The sequence below is a fragment of the Streptomyces sp. NPDC054794 genome (assembly GCF_053611585.1).
Window position 1 is genome coordinate 154,720 of record NZ_JBSHAQ010000018.1, and the last position, 16,641, is coordinate 171,360.

At 72.6% G+C, this 16,641-nt stretch carries 11 protein-coding genes and 1 pseudogene; 7 read left to right on the forward strand and 5 right to left on the reverse strand.

The window, feature by feature from the left end; genetic code table 11:
- Nucleotides 1–41: 41 nt before the first annotated feature.
- From ACWGKT_RS21020 to ACWGKT_RS21035, 4 genes are all read right to left on the reverse strand, one after another.
- Nucleotides 42–2,915 (reverse strand): glycoside hydrolase family 2 TIM barrel-domain containing protein, encoded by a 2,874-nt coding sequence (locus ACWGKT_RS21020; protein WP_453274879.1) that lies wholly within the window; start codon nucleotides 2,913–2,915, stop codon nucleotides 42–44.
- A gap of 39 nt (nucleotides 2,916–2,954) precedes the next feature.
- On the reverse strand, nucleotides 2,955–4,814 hold the full coding sequence (locus tag ACWGKT_RS21025; RefSeq protein WP_453274880.1) for a glycoside hydrolase: 1,860 nt from the start codon (nucleotides 4,812–4,814) through the stop codon (nucleotides 2,955–2,957).
- A gap of 11 nt (nucleotides 4,815–4,825) precedes the next feature.
- The gene (locus ACWGKT_RS21030; protein WP_453274881.1) at nucleotides 4,826–6,073 is read right to left on the reverse strand and encodes an ROK family protein; all 1,248 of its coding nucleotides are present in this window, start codon (nucleotides 6,071–6,073) and stop codon (nucleotides 4,826–4,828) included.
- Between the two features lie 121 nt (nucleotides 6,074–6,194).
- On the reverse strand, nucleotides 6,195–7,439 hold the full coding sequence (locus ACWGKT_RS21035; protein ID WP_453274882.1) for an FAD-binding protein: 1,245 nt from the start codon (nucleotides 7,437–7,439) through the stop codon (nucleotides 6,195–6,197).
- A gap of 125 nt (nucleotides 7,440–7,564) precedes the next feature.
- On the opposite strand from ACWGKT_RS21035, the gene ACWGKT_RS21040 reads away from it, so the two are divergent.
- The 7 genes from ACWGKT_RS21040 (at nucleotide 7,565) to ACWGKT_RS21070 (ending at nucleotide 16,459) form a co-directional block, all read left to right on the forward strand.
- Entirely contained in the window at nucleotides 7,565–8,572 is a 1,008-nt protein-coding gene (locus ACWGKT_RS21040) for a hydroxyacid dehydrogenase (RefSeq protein WP_453274883.1), read from the forward strand.
- Between the two features lie 102 nt (nucleotides 8,573–8,674).
- Nucleotides 8,675–9,385 (forward strand): pyridoxamine 5'-phosphate oxidase family protein, encoded by a 711-nt coding sequence (locus tag ACWGKT_RS21045; protein WP_453274884.1) that lies wholly within the window; start codon nucleotides 8,675–8,677, stop codon nucleotides 9,383–9,385.
- A 58-nt stretch (nucleotides 9,386–9,443) separates the two neighbouring features.
- On the forward strand, nucleotides 9,444–10,787 hold the full coding sequence (locus tag ACWGKT_RS21050; protein WP_356152750.1) for a radical SAM protein: 1,344 nt from the start codon (nucleotides 9,444–9,446) through the stop codon (nucleotides 10,785–10,787).
- Nucleotides 10,788–11,370: 583 nt separating this feature from the next.
- On the forward strand, nucleotides 11,371–12,864 hold the full coding sequence (locus ACWGKT_RS21055) for a cellulose binding domain-containing protein (protein ID WP_453274885.1): 1,494 nt from the start codon (nucleotides 11,371–11,373) through the stop codon (nucleotides 12,862–12,864).
- A gap of 271 nt (nucleotides 12,865–13,135) precedes the next feature.
- Nucleotides 13,136–14,236: a ribosome small subunit-dependent GTPase A gene (rsgA, locus tag ACWGKT_RS21060; RefSeq protein ID WP_453274886.1), complete on the forward strand. Its 1,101-nt coding sequence runs from the start codon at nucleotides 13,136–13,138 to the stop codon at nucleotides 14,234–14,236.
- A gap of 328 nt (nucleotides 14,237–14,564) precedes the next feature.
- Nucleotides 14,565–15,965 (forward strand): DNA-3-methyladenine glycosylase 2 family protein, encoded by a 1,401-nt coding sequence (locus ACWGKT_RS21065; RefSeq protein ID WP_453274887.1) that lies wholly within the window; start codon nucleotides 14,565–14,567, stop codon nucleotides 15,963–15,965.
- Nucleotides 15,962–16,459, forward strand: a complete 498-nt coding sequence (locus tag ACWGKT_RS21070; RefSeq protein ID WP_453274888.1) for a methylated-DNA--[protein]-cysteine S-methyltransferase — start codon at nucleotides 15,962–15,964, stop codon at nucleotides 16,457–16,459. Before ACWGKT_RS21065 ends, ACWGKT_RS21070 begins: the two co-directional genes overlap by 4 nt.
- Before the next feature lie 70 nt (nucleotides 16,460–16,529).
- On the opposite strand, the pseudogene ACWGKT_RS21075 reads toward ACWGKT_RS21070, so the two are convergent.
- Nucleotides 16,530–16,641: pseudogene (locus tag ACWGKT_RS21075) on the reverse strand (glutamine synthetase); the annotation flags it as partial.

Consider the following 16,641-nt stretch of genomic DNA (forward strand, 5'->3'; position numbering starts at 1 on the left):
AGTTGATTTCCTAGGGTGCCTAGCGGCAAGAACGGTGGGGGTCAGCCGGTTTCCGAGAAGACGAACGAGAACTGCGTGGGCTCGGCCCGCAGGTGGTACTGGGGCAGCGGGCCCGGGCCGCAGGACTGCGAGCCGATGCCGTGCTGGCCGTGGTCGAGGTTGACCCACACCGTGTCGGTCGGTGTGAGATCGGTGAGGTGGGCGGCGGCGTCCAGCTGCTCGGTGGTCCAGCGCCGGGCGGTGAGCCAGAACTCCGGGTCGCCCTCGATCCGCAGTCCGCCGAGCTCCGCCCAGCGGACGTCGGGGCGGGCACCGTTCTCCTGGGGACGGACGTACGGCGTCTGCAGGTCGTCGACGGTCGACTGCCAACGGCCGAGCACCGACGCCGTCCTGGTATCCGGATACGCCTCACCGGGGCCGCCGCCGAACCACCGCACCCGGTCGGCGGCCGACAGCCCGAAGCGGATGCCGAGCCGAGGCAGCGGCACCGTCCAGTGGCCCTCCGGACGCACCGACACGGTCAGCCGGAGTCGGCTTCCGTCCGACGTCCAGCGGTACACCGTGGACAGCCCGAGCTCCCGGGCCGCCGGGGCCACCCGGGTGCGTACCGTCAGCGCGTCGTCGGCCGGCTCCACGGAGTCGAGGCGGTGCCGCATGCGGTGCAGGCCCACCTTGCGCCACAGCGGTCCGTGGCGGACGTCGGACTGCCAGGCGGCGCCGTCGTCGTTGTCGGTGGTGGCCCGCCACACGTCCAGGCGCAGCCCGGTGACGGCCACGCCGCCGATGGTGCGCAGCGCGCCGGTACGGGCGTCGAAGGAGGCCGGTCCCAGGGTGATCAGCCCCTCGCCGGGTACGGGCCCGTCGCTCGCGGCGACCGACGGCACCTGCCGTGCCGACACCGGGAACTGTCCCCAGGCGACCACATGGTCCTTCGGCGCCCACGCGGTTCCGTCGGCGGCCAGCGCCCGTACCGTGCCGTGCGTCTCGGCTCCGCCCGGGGCCGCCGGCGGCTGGGGCAGCTTCACGTCGGCCGACTCGCCGGGGGCCAGCGCGGGGACCGCGAGGGCACCCGAATCGACCGTCTCGCCGTCCAGCTGGTACGACCACTCGAAGGTCAGCGCGGACAGATCGGCGAAGTCGTGCCGGTTGGTGATGCGCACGGTGCCGTCAGCGCCGTCGCCCTCGATCCGGACCGGCTCGATCACCTTCTTGTACTCGACCAGACCCGGGGACGGCCGCCGGTCCGGGAACAGCAGGCCGTCGCAGACGAAGTTGCCGTCGTGCAGCTCCTCGCCGAAGTCGCCGCCGTACGCGAAGCCGTACCGCTCGTCCTTGATGCCGTGGTCGATCCACTCCCAGACGAAGCCGCCCTGGAGCCGCTCGTGGGACTCGAAGATCCGCTGGTAATCGGCGAGTCCGCCGGGTCCGTTGCCCATGGCGTGCCCGTACTCGCACAGGATGAAGGGGAGTTCGCGGCGCCTGTGCGGGCCGCCGTCCAGGCCGCGGCCGATCCGTTCGACCTCGGCGTGGCCGGCGTACATCCGTGAATACACGTCCGTGTCACGGCAGTTGATGTCGCCCTCGTAGTGCACGAGCCGGGACGGGTCGCGGTCGTGGATCCACTCGGCCATCGCGGTCAGACCGCGGCCGGTGCCCGCCTCGTTGCCGAGCGACCAGATGACGACCGAGGGGTGGTTCTTGTCGCGTTCGACCATGCGGGCGGCACGGTCGAGCAGGGCCGGAGTCCAGCGCTGGTCGTCGACCGGGTTGTCCCGCCAGGCCTGCTCGGTGAAGCCGTGGGTCTCCAGGTCGCACTCGTCGACGACCCACAGACCGTACTCGTCGCACAGGTCGAGGAAGGCGGGGTGCGGCGGATAGTGGGAGGTGCGCACCGCGTTGATGTTGTGCCGCTTCATCAGCAGCACGTCCTCGCGCATGGTCTCCAGATCGAGGGCGCGGCCCCGCTGCGGGTGCCATTCGTGCCGGTTGACGCCCTTGAGGAGGACGGGCCTGCCGTTGACCTTGATCAGGCCGTCGGCCGGCTCGACCGTCCGGAAGCCGATGCGCAGCGGCACCCGCTCGCCCTCGGTGGCCAGCACACCGTCGTACAGGCGCGGGGTCTCGGCCGTCCACGGCCGCACCGCGACCGTCGCCGTCTCGCCGGTCGCCAGGTCGATGCCCAGGTCCGGCACGGTCACCCGGCCGTCCGTGTCGGAGTCGACGCGCAGGGTGCCCTCGCCCGTGACGTGGTCGTAGGAGGCGTGCACGAAGAAGTCCAGGGCACGGCCCGTCGGACGGTGCAGCAGGGTGACGTCACGGAAGATGCCGGGCAGCCACCACTGGTCCTGGTCCTCCAGGTACGAGCCCGACGACCACTGGTGGACGCGGACGGCGAGGACGTTGCCGGCCGGCTTCAGCAGGTGCCCGACCGCGAACTCGTGCGGCAGCCGGGACCCCTTGAACTCCCCGATGTCCGTGCCGTTCAGCCAGACGCGGGCGCAGGACTCCACGCCGTCGAACCGCAGCACCGCGCCGCCGTCCGCCGGCCAGTGGGAGGGCAGGTCGAAGACGCGCAGGTGGTCGCCGGTCGGGTTCTCGGTCGGGACGCGGGGCGGGTCGACGGGGAAGGGGTAGAGGTGGTTGGTGTAGATCGGGGATCCGAACCGGCCCTCGCCCTGGAGGACCCAGTGGCCGGGGACGCGGACCTCGTCCCACGCGCCGGCGTCGTATCCCTCCTCGGCGAAGGAGTCGTCCTGCGCGTCGGCCGTCGGCGACAGCCTGAAGCGCCAGTCGCCGTTCAGGGAGAGTGACGCGGCGTCGGAGGAGGCGTACCAGGCCCGGGGCGGCAGCGCCCCGCTGCCCGGTGAGACGTCCTCGACGTAGTCGGGAGTGGGAGAGGTCGTGCGGAAAGACATCGGTCTCCTAGCTCAGCCCTTGATACCGGTCTTGGGTGACTACCGTCTGGTCCAGGCCTCGTTGCCACCGCCGTTGCAGCTGTAGAGAATCACCCTGCTGCCGTCCGCGGTCGCCTCCCCGCTGACGTCCAGGCACCGCCCCGAGGCCTCGTTGACGATCTGCCCGTTGGAGTTCAGCAGCCAGCGCTGGGTGCCATCACCGGTCGCGACGGTCGTCGCGGTCGGACCCGAACTCCCCTCGGTCAGATAGCCGTTGGCGTCCGTGAGCGTGCCCCGGGCGTCGTACGACCACGACTGCCCGGCCGCTCCCGTGCACGAGGCGATGGCCGCGCCCGCGGCGTCGGCGGTCAGGCACTTGCCCGACTGCCTGCCCACCAGCGCGCCGGTCAACGCGGAACCCCCGTGCCCCTTCTGGTCGAAGACGTAGGTCGTGATCGAACGGGCCGCGAGCGTCGCCGAGACCGTGCCGCCACGCACGGCGGGTTTCGCGACGTCCGCCCAGCTCTCGTCGGCCGAGGTGCGCACCGCCCTGGCCGCCCGCGCCGGCGACTTGCCGTTGAAGTGCAGGTTCAACGCCGTGTCGGTGGTGTTGTGATTGTTCACCACGACCACCCAGGTGCCGTTCCGGTCGTACGTCGACACCTCCACGCCGTCCGGCGCGCCCGTCACGTTGTGCGCGACCGCGCCCGGTTTCACGAACTTGCTGTACTGGCCGAGCGCGTAGTAGCGCTTGGTGAAGTACAGGCTCTGGTTGCCGTTCTTGGCGTAGTTCGGGTCGTAGTAGATCAGGCCGTCGTTCCAGCCGTCGTCGTTGCGCGCGAGCGGGTCGCTGCCGGACATCTCCGACAGCGCGACCCACCACTGGAACGCCGAGTCGTGCGCCGTCGCGAAGTCCTGGTAGACGATGCGGGAGAGGTTCAGCCCGCCGTCGATGGTCGGGTCGTACTCCTGCGCCCAGCCCGTACCGCCCTTGCCGAAGCAGCAGATCTCCGTCGACCAGGACGGCTTGCCCGCCGCCCGCGAGGTCTCGTGGACCTTCGCCCGGTCGGCGTCGCTCGGGTTGTCGTAGGTGTGGTGGGCGAGCCTGGCGACGTACTGGGCGGTGTCCGGCTGCGAGATCCACTGCGGGACCTCGGAGTTGAACTTGACCGTGCTGGTCGACTCGTCGGCGATGATCGAGGTCCGCTGGTGCCGGGCCCGCTGCTCGGCGCCGAGCGCGCGCACGATGTCGTCGCGCTGGGACGGGTCGACGAGCATGCCTTCCTGGCCGCAGGAGTCGAAGCTGTTCGTCGGCTCGTTGAACGGGCTGATGTAGTCGAGCCGGACGCCCTGGCGGGCGAAGTGGTCGGTGACGTCGGCCACGTACTTCGCGAAGTCCCGCTCGTTCTCGGCCTTCAGATGGCCGCCGCAGCTCTTGCCGTTGGTCGTCCACCCGGCGGGCGCGCTGTTGACGAAGCCGATCAGGTCCTCGACGCCGTACTTCGCGGCGGCGTACAGGAACGTACGGCCGGCCTCGTCCTTGCTCCAGTCGTAGGTGCCGTCGTCCTTGAGGAAGTCCTCGGGGGCGCGCGGCGCGTAGGTCACGCCGGCTCCGCCGCCGCCGATGTTGTAGCGGTACGCGCTCAGGTCCAGGCCCTCGGCGGAGAACAGGAGTCGGGCCACCCGGGCCTGGACCTCGGGGGCGAAGTGCCGCAGGTCGTTGACCCACCAGGCACCGGAGGCGCCGATGTCGTCGATGGTCTGGGCGGCGTGCGGGGAGACTTCGGCGGCCTCGGGGGAGGCGGCCGAGGAGGGCGGGGCGGATACCAGGGGCCCGGCCACGGCGAGCGCGGCCGCGGCTGCCAGCAGGGCCGTTCTCCTGGTGCGGGGTGTCGTGGTGCGGGGGTGAGTCACGTGCATCCCTTCCGTCGTCATGAAGGCGGTGCGGTACGGCTCCTTGCGTGGGTGGTGCGCTTGGCGCCCGTCCTGTGGCCCACCGACTGCAGGGCGCCCTCCAGCGCGAACGTCGCCGCGCCCAGGCACACCGGGTCGGTGGGGATGGGGGAGAGGACGATCTCGGTGGCGGCCAGCGGCCGCCGCAGCGCGTGCCGAGCGACAGCCGCGCGCACCTCGCCGAGCAGCGGCTCGCCGAGCCGGGCAGCGACCCAGCTGCTGAGCACCACCACTTCGGGGTTGAGGAGGTTGATCAGGGCGGAGATGCCGGCACCCAGGTAACGGGCGGTGTCGCGGACCACCTTGACCGCCACCGGGTCCTGCACGGCGACCGCGCGGGCCAGGGCGTCGATGGTCGCCGTCTGGTCCCCGGGGTGCAACAGCGAGCTCTGCGCGCTGAGTTCGCGCAGGTTCTGCATGATGCCGGGCGCGCCCACATACGTCTCCACGCAGCCGTGGTTGCCGCAGTGGCACAGCCGTCCGTCCAGCACGAGCGTGGTGTGGCCCCACTCGCCCGCGCTGTTGCTGACGCCCCGGTGCAGCCCCCCGCCGAGCGCGAGCCCGGCGCCGACGCCGGTGCCGAGGTTCACCACCACGGCGTCCCCGCGCCCGCGCGCGGCCCCGAACCACAACTCGGCCACCGCGCAGGCCCGCAGCGGATTGTCCAGATACAGCGGATGGGCGATGTGCTCGGCGAGCAGGTCGAGCAACGGCACGTCGTGCCAGTCCCAGTTGGGCGCGTACACGGAGACGCCCTTGTCGCGGTCCACCTGGCCGGGCACGCTCACCCCGACGCCGAGCACCCGGGCCGCCTCGACTCCCGCCCGCGCGACCACCGAGCCGACGGCCGCGGCCACATGGCCGACCACCTGCTCCGGGCGGCTCTCGCCGGGCCGCAGGTCCTCGTCGGCGCGGGCCAGGACGTTCAACGCGAGGTCGAACAGCTCGACATGGACGTACGTCTCCGCGATGTCGACACCGATCAGGGCGCCGCCCGAGGCGTTGACGGCCACCAGCCCCCGGGGGCGGCCGCCGGCCGAGTCCTCGAAGCCGACCTCGGTGAGCATCCGCAGGTCGAGCAGCTCGCCGACGAGCGTGGCGACCGTGGCCAGGCTCAGCCCGGTGGTGGCGGCCAGCTGCTGCCGGGAGGCGGGCGACTCGGCGATGATCTGGCGCAGCACCTCGTAGCGGTTCGCGGTGCGGATGTCACGTGATGTGCGCTTCACGCGGCTGCCCCTCCCCTCCCGTCCGGGCCTGGCCGGGGCGGATGTGTCGGCACCGGCGCGGCGCCAGGCTAGGCGCTGCGGGGGACTTTCGACAAGGGGTTAGGAAAGGGGCTGTACAAAGTCAGTCATCCAGCACATCCTGCACGAAGGCGTTGGTGAACTTGCCACGGGGGTCGAGGTTTTGGGCCAGTGCGCGAAAGTCAGGCAGGCGGGGATACCGTCCGCGGACCACCTTCGGCGGCACGGTGAACACCTTGCCCCAGTGCGGTCGCGGCGCGAAGGCGTCCAGCGCCTCCTCGACCCGGCGCACCACCGGCAGCACCGCCTGTGTGTCCTCGATCCAGGTGAAGTGGAGCGCGACCGAGTCGCGCCCGTGGGCCGGGCTGAGCCACTGCTCGTCGGCGGCGACGGTACGCACCTCGCAGATCCGCAGGACGGGGGAGACCGCCTCCCGGACGCCGTCGAGGGCGTGCAGCGCGTCGAGTGCGGCCGACCGGGGCAGCAGGTACTCCGACTGGAGCTCGTCGCCGCTGCTCGGCGTGAACTCCGCCCGGAAGTGCGGCAGCCGCTCGTGCCAGGGCCCCGGCGCCCCGAGCTGCTCGGTGCAGTTGCCGGCGGGCATCCCCGGCACCGGGTGCAGCGCCCGGGTCGCCGGCGTGGCCCACGGGAAGTCCGCAAGGGGCTGGTCGGTGCGCCGCTTCAGCCACACCTGCCCGAAGCCCGGCTCCTGCCAGTCGGTGAACAGGCTCACGCTGTACGCCGCCGCCATCACCGCCCCGAAGTCCAGCCCGGCCAGGGGTAGGCCGGTGAACACGTGCTGCTCGACCCGGTACGACGGCTCCAGGTCGAGGGTGAGCGCGGTGACCACGCCGAGCGCGCCGAGGGAGGTCACGGCGCCGTCGAACCGGGCGTCGCCCCGGGCGACCGTCACCGTCGAGCCGTCCGCGGTCACCAGCTCCACCTCCCGCACGGCCGCGGCGAGCGGGCGGTTGCCGACGCCCGAGCCATGGGTGCCGGTCGCCACCGAGCCGGCCACCGAGATGTGCGGCAGGGACGCCATGGTGGGCAGGGCCAGGCCGTGCGCGTCGACGGCACGGGCGAGTTCGGCGTACCGGACGCCGCCCGAGACCCGTACCGTACGGGCCGTGGGGTCCACGTCGACGACCGGCGGCAGGCCGGCGATCGACAGCAGCAGGCCGTCGTCGCCCGGGTCGGCGATCCGGTTGAAGGAGTGGCCGCTGCCCAGCACCCGTACCCGCGCGCTCCCGGCCACCAGGGCGCGGAGCGCGTCGAGCGTGTCCGGACGCCCGAACTCCTCGGCCGTGTAGGTGATGTTGCGCGCCCAGTTGGTGACCGTCTGCATCATCCCTGGTCCTCCCTTCCCGAGAATGCCTCTCCGTTGACCCTCTCATTCGCCGCGATCTACCGTGGAGAGCCCGTAGAGAGCGATTTCCCCCGCGTGTCGCCCCACCCACCCGGAAGGTCACGTCCTTGACCGAGCGTCCCCGCGCCCTGTTCGCCATGACGTCCCGGAACGTGCCGCGCGTCTTTCCGCCGGACGTGCTCGCACGGCTGCGCGCCCGCGTGGACATCGATCCCGCGCTGGTGGCCGAGGACTTCACCGACGCACGGGTACGGGAGGCGCTCGCCCGCACCGAGATGCTGATCACCGGCTGGGGCTGCCCCCGACTCGACACGCCCGTCCTGGACGCGGCCCCCGCCCTGCGCGCCGTGCTGCACGCGGCCGGCTCGGTCAAGGGCTTCACCACGCCCGAGGTCTGGCGGCGCGGGATCGCGGTCTCCTCGGCCGCCGCCGCCAACGCGCTGCCCGTCGCCGAGTACACCCTCGCGATGATCCTGCTGGCCGGGAAGGACACCTTCGCCCTCCGCGACCGGCTCCGTGCCGACCGGGCCTTCCCCCATGGCGACATGCTCCCCGGCACCGGCAACTACGGTCGCCGCGTCGGCGTCGTCGGCGCCTCCCGCGTCGGCCGCCGCCTGATCGAGCTGCTGCGCCCCCACGACCTGCGGGTGAGCCTCACCGACCCGTACGTCGACGAGGCGGAGGCCACCCGGCTGGGCGTACCGCTGCTGCCCCTCGACGAGCTGCTGCGCACCTGCGACATCGTCACTCTGCACGCCCCGCAGACCCCCGAGACCCGGCACCTCCTCGGCGCCCGCGAGCTGGCGCTGATGCCCGCCGGATCCGTCCTGATCAACACCGCGCGCGGCGCCCTGGTCGACCACGACGCCCTCGTCGGGGAGCTGCGCGCCGGACGCCTGAGCGCCGTCCTCGACGTCACCGACCCCGAACCGCTGCCCGCCGACTCCCCGCTCTACGACCTGCCCAACGCCTTCCTCACCCCTCATCTCGCCGGTTCTCAGGGCAATGAGGTGGCCCGGCTCGGCCTGACCGTCGTGGAGGAGGTCGAACGGCTGGTGGGCGGGGGTGAGTTGACGTACGCGGTCGATCCGGGGGAGCTGGGGCGGGTGGCGTGAGGTGACGGTGCGTGTGCGGATTTCGTCGCGCCGGGCGCTCATGGTCGCCGTAATCATCAATTCTCTAGCGCTATTACTGCGATATCGGTACCCTTCGCGGGCATGACCGCCGACGCGCGCCCCGCCGACCAGCCCGCACCCCTGCCCGCACCCCTTCCCGCCACGCTCCCCGCCACCGACCTCACCCGCCACCGCCGCCTCCGTGAGCAGGGCAGTGTGGAGCGGGCCGAGCTGAACGCGATCCTGGACGCCGGGTTCGTCTGTCATCTCGGCGTGGTCGTCGAGGGGCGGCCGCTGGTCGTGCCGACCGTGTACGGGCGTGACGAACGGCAGCTCTACGTCCACGGGTCCGTGGCCAGCCGCAGTCTGGCCGGCGGAACGCCCGTGTGCGTCACCGTCACCCACGTCGACGGGCTGGTCCTCGCCCGGTCCGTCTTCGAGCACGGCGTCAACTACCGCAGCGCCATGATCCACGGCACGGCCCGCAAGGTCATCGACCCGGAGGAGAAGCTGGAGGGGCTGCGCCGGCTCACCGAGCACGCCACGCCGGGGCAGTGGTCGTACGCCCGGCGGCCGAACCGCAAGGAACTGGCCGCCACCACGTTGCTGGCCCTCTCGCTCGAACAGGCCTCCGTCAAGATCCGTACCGGCGCGCCCGAGGACGGCGACGGGCCCGACGCCGGGCTGGGCCTGTGGGCCGGAACCCTGCCGCTGACCTCCGTCTGGGGTGCCCCCGAGGCGGACCCACTGCTGCCCGCGCAGACCCCCGTACCAGGACACATCGCGCGCCGCGAGGGGACCCGGCAGGGCTGACGCGCGGGCGGGGGCATACCGTGAGGAGCCGAACGCCTGAGCCGGGAGGAGACACGGGATGGGCAGCCGCACCGCGCTGGTCGAGGATCTGATGGAGAGGTTCCCGCATGTACCGCGGGAAGCCGTCTTCAAGGAGGACCTGCTCCGGGGCGGGGTCGCCTTCGACGCGTCCGCGCTCTCCGACAACGAGAGCGGCGAGGTCAAGCCGAAGTCGTACTTCATCTTCTCCTTCGACCACGGCACCCTGCCCGAGCTGGGCGAGGCCGCGCTGCGGCGCCCGCCGGAGGAGATCATCCTCACCGGCGGACCGTACGACCTGCGGCGGACCGTGGTGTCGGTGCGCGTGAACCCGACCTCGCCCTACCGTGTCGCCGCCGACGAGGAGGGCCTGCTCGGGCTCTACCTCGACGGCAAGCGCATCGCCGACGTGGGCGTGCCGCCCATGCCCGAGTACTACCGGCACACCCTCTCCAACGGGAAGTCCGTGATGGAGGTGGCCCCGACCATCCAGTGGGGCTACCTGATCTACCTGACCGTCTTCCGCGTGTGCCAGTACTTCGGCGCCAAGGAGGAGTGCCAGTACTGCGACATCAACCACAACTGGCGCCAGCACAAGGCGGCCGGCCGGCCGTACACCGGCGTCAAGGACGTGGAGGAGGTGCTGGAGGCGCTGGAGATCATCGACCGGTACGACACGGCCAAGGCGTCCACCGCCTACACCCTCACCGGCGGCGCGATCACCAAGACGGTCGCCGGGCGCGACGAGGCCGACTTCTACGGCCACTACGCCAAGGCCATCGAGGAGCGCTTCCCCGGCCGCTGGATCGGCAAGGTCGTCGCCCAGGCGCTGCCCAGGGACGACGTGCAGCGGTTCAAGGACTACGGCGTGCAGATCTACCACCCCAACTACGAGGTGTGGGACCGGCGCCTGTTCGAACTGTACTGCCCCGGCAAGGAGCGCTACGTCGGCCGCGACGAGTGGCACAAGCGGATCCTCGACTCGGCGGAGATCTTCGGCGCGCGCAACGTCATCCCCAATTTCGTCGCCGGCGTCGAGATGGCCGAGCCCTTCGGCTTCACCACCGTCGACGAGGCCATCGCGTCCACCACCGAGGGCCTGCGCTTCTTCATGTCGCACGGCATCACGCCCCGCTTCACTACTTGGTGCCCGGAGCCGACCACCCCGCTCGGCAAGGCCAACCCGCAGGGCGCGCCGCTGGAGTACCACATCCGGCTCCTGGAGGCCTACCGCGCCACGATGGACGACTTCGGTCTGTCCTCGCCCCCCGGCTACGGCCCGCCCGGACCCGGCCGCGCCGTGTTCTCCGTCAGCTCCTTCATGGACAGCCTCTCCGCGCGGGAGACGGAGGACGAGTCCGCCGGGGAAGCCGCCCAGGTGTGACCCGTCCCCGGCCGCCGGACACAAGGGGTGTCACGACGGACGGAGGGCGGAAGCGGCGGGTGTGCCCGACGGCGAGGGAACACCCGAGCACGAGGAGTGACTGCGCCGCGAGGACTGACTGCGCGCGAGGAGTGACTGCGCGCGTTGCTCGCGGCGCACCACGGGCGGTCCTGAGCTTCCTTCGCCCGGCGCCGCGTCGACGACGCGGAGGACGGTGAGTCGGAATGCGCTCGCGGTCCGTACAAGAGGCCGCGGATGTGGGCCACGGTACTTCGTGGCCTTCGCCCGGTACGGCGACCGCGGCCTCGACACGTGGTATGCGTACCGGGTCGAGGCGCTGGACGCGCGGGGGCGGGTCGTGGCCGTGGCGCGATCCGCTGACTGACGGGCTGTCAACTCGCCAAGGCTAACCGGCGGTTGCGGAAGATCGGGTAACCGGTCCGCGACCGCCGGTAGCCGGATTTGAATAGGCCGCTTGTCAGTTGTGTCGGAGACGTGAAAGGCTCGTGGCCTGCCGCGGGGTTTCCCCCCAACTCCATTGCCCATATGGCTAGTTGACCTCGCACGTGGATGCAGGAGACCCATGCCCGACCTGCCGACCCCCCAGGACGCCGCCGAGGCCGCGCTGTTCTCCGAGTACTGGGACGCGGTGCTCTCCTACGCCGACCTGTGCACCTCCGGCGCGCAGACGGCCAACCAGCTGGCCACCGAGGCGTACGCGCTCGGCATGCGCGAGGCCCGGGCCGCCGGAACCTCCCCGGCGTGCGGCGCCGGCCGCCGCACGCCCCGGCTGCCCATGATCCCGCTGCTGCTGACCGCCGTCCGCACCACCGCCGCCGGCTGGGAGGCGGACGGCCTCGGCCACAAGCTCGACCCGGACCTCAGGCTGTGGCTCAACTCCGACAAGGCCGGCCGCTACACCGGACCGCCCCTGCTGCGCCCGGTCGCGCTGCGCGGCCTCAGGGACATGCAGGAGGCCGACGCCGCGCTGCTGTGGCTCGCCGAGGTCGAGGCGCTGCCGCTGCCCGCCGTCGCCCGCCGCCTGGGCCTCGACCCGGCCGCCGCGGCCCAGGAACTCGACCAGGTCCGCGGTCTGTTCCGGGACCGCTGCCACCGCGCCCACCTCGACACGCCGATGGACGCGCAGTGCCGCAGCTACGCCCGCCTCCTCGACGCGGTCACCCGCTCGCCCGCCGCCGACACCCCGGGGGATCTCTCCCGGCACCTCGCCACCTGCGTGCAGTGCGCCGAGGCCGCCGCCTGTCTGCGACTGCACGGTGGCGGACTGCCCGCGGCCCTGGCCGGCGGCGTCATCGGCTGGGGCGGCCTCGCCTACCTGGAGCGCCGCCGCCGGGCCGCCGAGGTCCGGCTGGGCGCCGGCCACCCCGAGAAGCCGGCTGCCCTGGAGAGCGGCGACCCGGCGGAGGGCACGGGCCGCAACCGCGTCGTGCGGAACGGCCTGCTCGCCGCCGCCGTGCTGCTGTCGGTGTTGGCGCTCGGCGTGTCGATGATGCCGTTCGGCGGCTCCAGCGAGAACGACGCGGCCGCCCGCGACGACCGCCAACCGGTGGCTGATCCCAACCCGTCCCTGCCCGCCGCCGACCCGCTGCCGTCCGACTCCGCTCCGGCGAGGCCGTCCGCGACCGCTACGGCGAGCGCGTCCCACCACAAGAACCCCGACCCGGAACCCCAGGGCTCCTCCGCGTCCGAATCCCACGGCCCCAAGTCCGCCACCGCCACCGCCACCACCAGCGAAGCGGCACCCACCTGCCGGGTCGACTACCGCCTCGACAGCGAGTGGACCGACGGCTTCCAGGCCACCGTCACCATCACCACCTCCCGGGCCCTCACCGACTGGCGCGTCGCCTGGTCCTTCCGCGACGGCCAGCAGGTCGGCCAGATGTGGGACGCCACCGTCTCCCAGAACGGCTCCCGGGTCACCGCCACCGCCGCCGACTACAACAAGGCCGTCGCCGCGCACGGCACCCTCGCCTTCGGCTTCGTCGGCTCCTGGAGCGGAAAGAACCGCCCGCCGTACGCGTTCACGCTGAACGGGGACAGCTGCACGGCGAGCTGACCGGTCACCGGGACCGATCACCGGTACCGGCCGCCGGAAAAACAATTGACGGGGCGATCCCCCGGCGGGAAGCATGAGCGTCGCACGCCGAGGGGTGTGCGACGCGTGAGCGTGGACGAGGAGGTGTCGACCGATGGCTGTCGTTGCGATGGGCGCTGCCCGCCTCCAGAAGACCGTCAAGTCCACCTCCGTGGCCACCGGCTGACGACCACACACTTCGCCGCGCCGTTTCGCGCGCGCTCGCCGGGGCCACCCTTGTGAAGGGTCTCCCTTGACTTCCAGCTCCGCTTTCTCCGCCTTTTCCGCGCTCGCTCCCTACGGCTGGGACGAGGCCTGGGCGGAGGAGTTCACCCCGTACGACTCCGAAGGACTGCTGCCCGGACGCGTGATCCGGGTCGACCGCGGCCAGTGCGACGTGATCACCGCCGGTGGCGTCGTCCGGGCCGACACCGCCTTCGTCACCCCGCACGACCCGCTGCGGGTCGTGTGCACCGGCGACTGGGTCGCCGTCGAGCCCGGCGGCAATCCGCGCTACGTACGGACGTATCTGCCGCGCCGTACCGCCTTCGTGCGCTCCACGTCCTCCAAGCGGTCCGAGGGGCAGATCCTCGCCGCCAACGTCGACCACGCGATCGTCGCGGTGTCCCTGGCCGTCGAACTCGACCTCGGGCGCGTCGAACGGTTCCTCGCCCTGGCCTGGGAATCGGGGGCACAGCCCGTGGTCGTGCTCACCAAGGCCGACCTGGTGGCCGACCCCGTGACGCTGGCGCACCTCGTCCAGGACGTGGAGACGTCGGCGCCCGGCGTGCCGGTGCTGACCGTCAGCGCCCGGCACGGAGAGGGGCTCGACGTCCTCACCGCGCTGGTCGGCGGGGGTACGTCCGTGCTGCTCGGCCAGTCCGGAGCGGGCAAGTCGACGCTCGCGAACGCGCTGATCGGCGAGGATGTCATGGAGGTGCAGGCCGCCCGTGACGTTGACGGCAAGGGGCGGCACACGACCACCACCCGCAATCTGCTCGCCCTGCCCGGCGGGGGCGTGCTGATCGACACGCCCGGGCTGCGCGGCGTCGGCCTCTGGGACGCCGAGGGAGGCGTCGGCCAGGTGTTCTCCGAGATCGAGGAACTGGCCGAGCAGTGCCGGTTCCAGGACTGCGCCCACGAGAGCGAGCCCGGCTGCGCGGTGCTGGCCGCCGTCGACTCCGGAGACCTCCCGGTACGCCGACTGGAGAGCTACCGCAAGCTCCTGCGCGAAAACCAGTGGATCACCGCCAAGACCGACCAGCGCCTGCGCTCAGAAATCCGCCGCGAATGGAAGCGGAGGGGCGCCGAGGGCAAGGCGGCGATGGAAATGAAGCGGGGGCGGTGGCGGTAGTCGGCCGACCTGGGGGGCGACGGTCGGCCGCGCGGGGCAGGCGCCGACCGAGCTAGGGCGATAGCCGTGGCATGTGGCAGCGTCCCGGCGCGGGGGCCAAGCCTCTCGGTGCCGGGAGGCAGCCTGCCCGGCGCAGGGGCGGGCAGCCGTGCGGCCGGTGGCGGTGGCCTCCGGTGCGGGGGCGAGTCTCCGGGTGTCGGGGTCGGAGGTGCTCGGGCTGGGGTGGGGCCGTGGGGCCCCCACAGTCGTGGCCTGTGGGTCGGCGCGGGCAAGGTGGTGTCCGAATTCCGCCAGCCGGGCGCCCTGGGCATCGCTCACACTGGAACACGTGAGGGACGAAGACACCAGGTACGAGGCTGTGCGGAGTCGGGATGCCCGGTTCGACGGGGAGTTCTTCTTCGCCGTCGAGACGACCGGGATCTACTGCCGGCCCAGCTGCCCGGCCGTGACGCCGAAGCGGCGCAACGTGCGTTTCTTCTCGACGGCCGCCGCCGCGCAGGGCTCCGGCTTCCGGGCGTGCCGCCGGTGTCGCCCGGACGCCGTGCCCGGCTCGGCCGACTGGAACGTCCGGGCGGACGTCGTCGGGCGGGCCGTCCGGCTGATCGGGGACGGGATCGTCGACCGGGAGGGCGTCGCTGGGCTCGCCGCGCGGCTCGGCTACAGCGCGCGGCAGGTGCAGCGGCAGCTCACCGCCGAGCTCGGCGCCGGCCCCGTCGCGCTGGCCCGGGCCCAGCGGGCGCACACCGCGCGCGTCCTGCTGCAGACCACCGACCTGCCGATCACCGAGATCGCGTTCGCCTCCGGATTCGCGAGCGTGCGCCAGTTCAACGACACGATCCGGGCCGTGTACGCCCTGACCCCGAGCGAGCTGCGCACCGCGGCCCCCGGCGGCCGGGGCGCGCGCCGGTCCACCCCGGGCGCGGGGATCCCGCTGCGGCTCGCCCACCGGGGGCCGTACCAGTCCGGCCCCGTCTTCGACCTGCTCGCGCGCGAGCAGGTGGCCGGCGTCGAGGAGGTGTCCGGACCGCCCGGCCGCCGGGTCCTCAGGCGCACACTGCGGCTGCCGTACGGCACCGGGATCGTCGCCGTCGAGGAGCGCACCTCGACCGTCCGGGCGGGAATCGCCGCCCACCCCGGCGGCTGGCTCGACGCCCGGCTGCACCTGACCGACCCGCGCGACCTGACGACCGCCGTGCAGCGGCTGCGGCGGCTGTTCGACCTGGACGCCGACCCGTACGCCGTCGACGAGCGGCTCGGCGCCGACCCACGGCTCGCCCCGCTGGTCGCCGCCCGGCCGGGGCTGCGCTCGCCCGGTGCCGCCGATCCCGCCGAGTTCGCGATCCGGGCCCTGGTCGGGCGCACCGAGGCCGAGCGGCTCGTCCTGCGCTACGGCAAGGCGCTGGACGTCCCCTGCGGGAGCCTCACCCATCTGTTTCCCGAGCCCGCCGTCCTCGCCGAGGCAGAGCCGCACGGCACCCTCGGGGCGCTGGCCGCCGCGCTCGCCGACGGGGTCGTACGGCTGGACCCGGGCGCCGACCGGGACGACGCCGAGCGGGCCCTGCTCGCCCTGCCCGGTATGGACCCGGCCGTCGTCGCGGCCATCAGGGTCCGCGCCCTCGGCGACCCCGACGTGGCCCCGCCCGGCGCGGACGTGCCGGACGGCTGGCGGCCGTGGCGTTCGTACGCCGTACGACACCTGTGTGCGGAAAAGGAGTTGGAGTCGGTATGACGTACTGGACGCGGGTGGACGGGCCCTTCGGCCCGCTCCTCCTCACCGCCGCCGCGGACGGGGCCCTGACCTCGCTGTCCGTGCCCGGGCAGAAGGGCGGCCGCACGGTTCTGGCGGACTGGCGGCAGGACCGCGGTCCGTTCCGGGCGGCCGAGGACCAGCTCGCCGCCTACTTCGCCGGTGAACTCAAGGAGTTCCGGCTGGAGTTGCGGACCGAGGGCACCGAGTTCCGGGAGCGGGTCTGGGCCGCCCTCGACTCCGTCCCGTACGGCGCGACCACGACGTACGGCGAGATCGCGACGCGGATCGGCGCCTCTCGGGCCGCCGTCCGGGCCGTCGGCGGCGCGATCGGCACCAACCCGCTGCTGATCCTGCGCCCCTGCCACCGAGTGATCGGCGCGGACGGCTCCCTGACCGGCTACGCGGGCGGACTCGACCGCAAGGTGCGGCTGCTCACCCTGGAGGGGGCGCTCGGAACGGCGGGCGCCTCGTAGAGTCTCCTCCAGCCGCGCAAGCCCGCTCCGACGTGACTCCGGGGCGGGCTTCCACTGGTTCAGGCCGGGATCAGACCAGGCCGGCCCTCTCCAGCGCGGAGCAGCAGGTGTCGACGAGCAGGCGGGTGACCACGTAGGGGTCGACGTTGGCGTTGGGACGGCGGTCCTCGATGTAGCCCTTG

Bases quoted from the DNA above. Each gene is read 5' to 3' on its own strand.
- ACWGKT_RS21025 (WP_453274880.1), bottom strand. From the start codon at position 4,814: ATGCACGTGACTCACCCCCGCACCACGACACCCCGCACCAGGAGAACG.
- ACWGKT_RS21055 (WP_453274885.1), top strand. From the start codon at position 11,371: ATGCCCGACCTGCCGACCCCCCAGGACGCCGCCGAGGCCGCGCTGTTC.
- ACWGKT_RS21045 (WP_453274884.1), top strand. From the start codon at position 8,675: ATGACCGCCGACGCGCGCCCCGCCGACCAGCCCGCACCCCTGCCCGCA.
- ACWGKT_RS21020 (WP_453274879.1), bottom strand. From the start codon at position 2,915: ATGTCTTTCCGCACGACCTCTCCCACTCCCGACTACGTCGAGGACGTC.
- ACWGKT_RS21050 (WP_356152750.1), top strand. From the start codon at position 9,444: ATGGGCAGCCGCACCGCGCTGGTCGAGGATCTGATGGAGAGGTTCCCG.
- ACWGKT_RS21035 (WP_453274882.1), bottom strand. From the start codon at position 7,439: ATGATGCAGACGGTCACCAACTGGGCGCGCAACATCACCTACACGGCC.
- ACWGKT_RS21070 (WP_453274888.1), top strand. From the start codon at position 15,962: ATGACGTACTGGACGCGGGTGGACGGGCCCTTCGGCCCGCTCCTCCTC.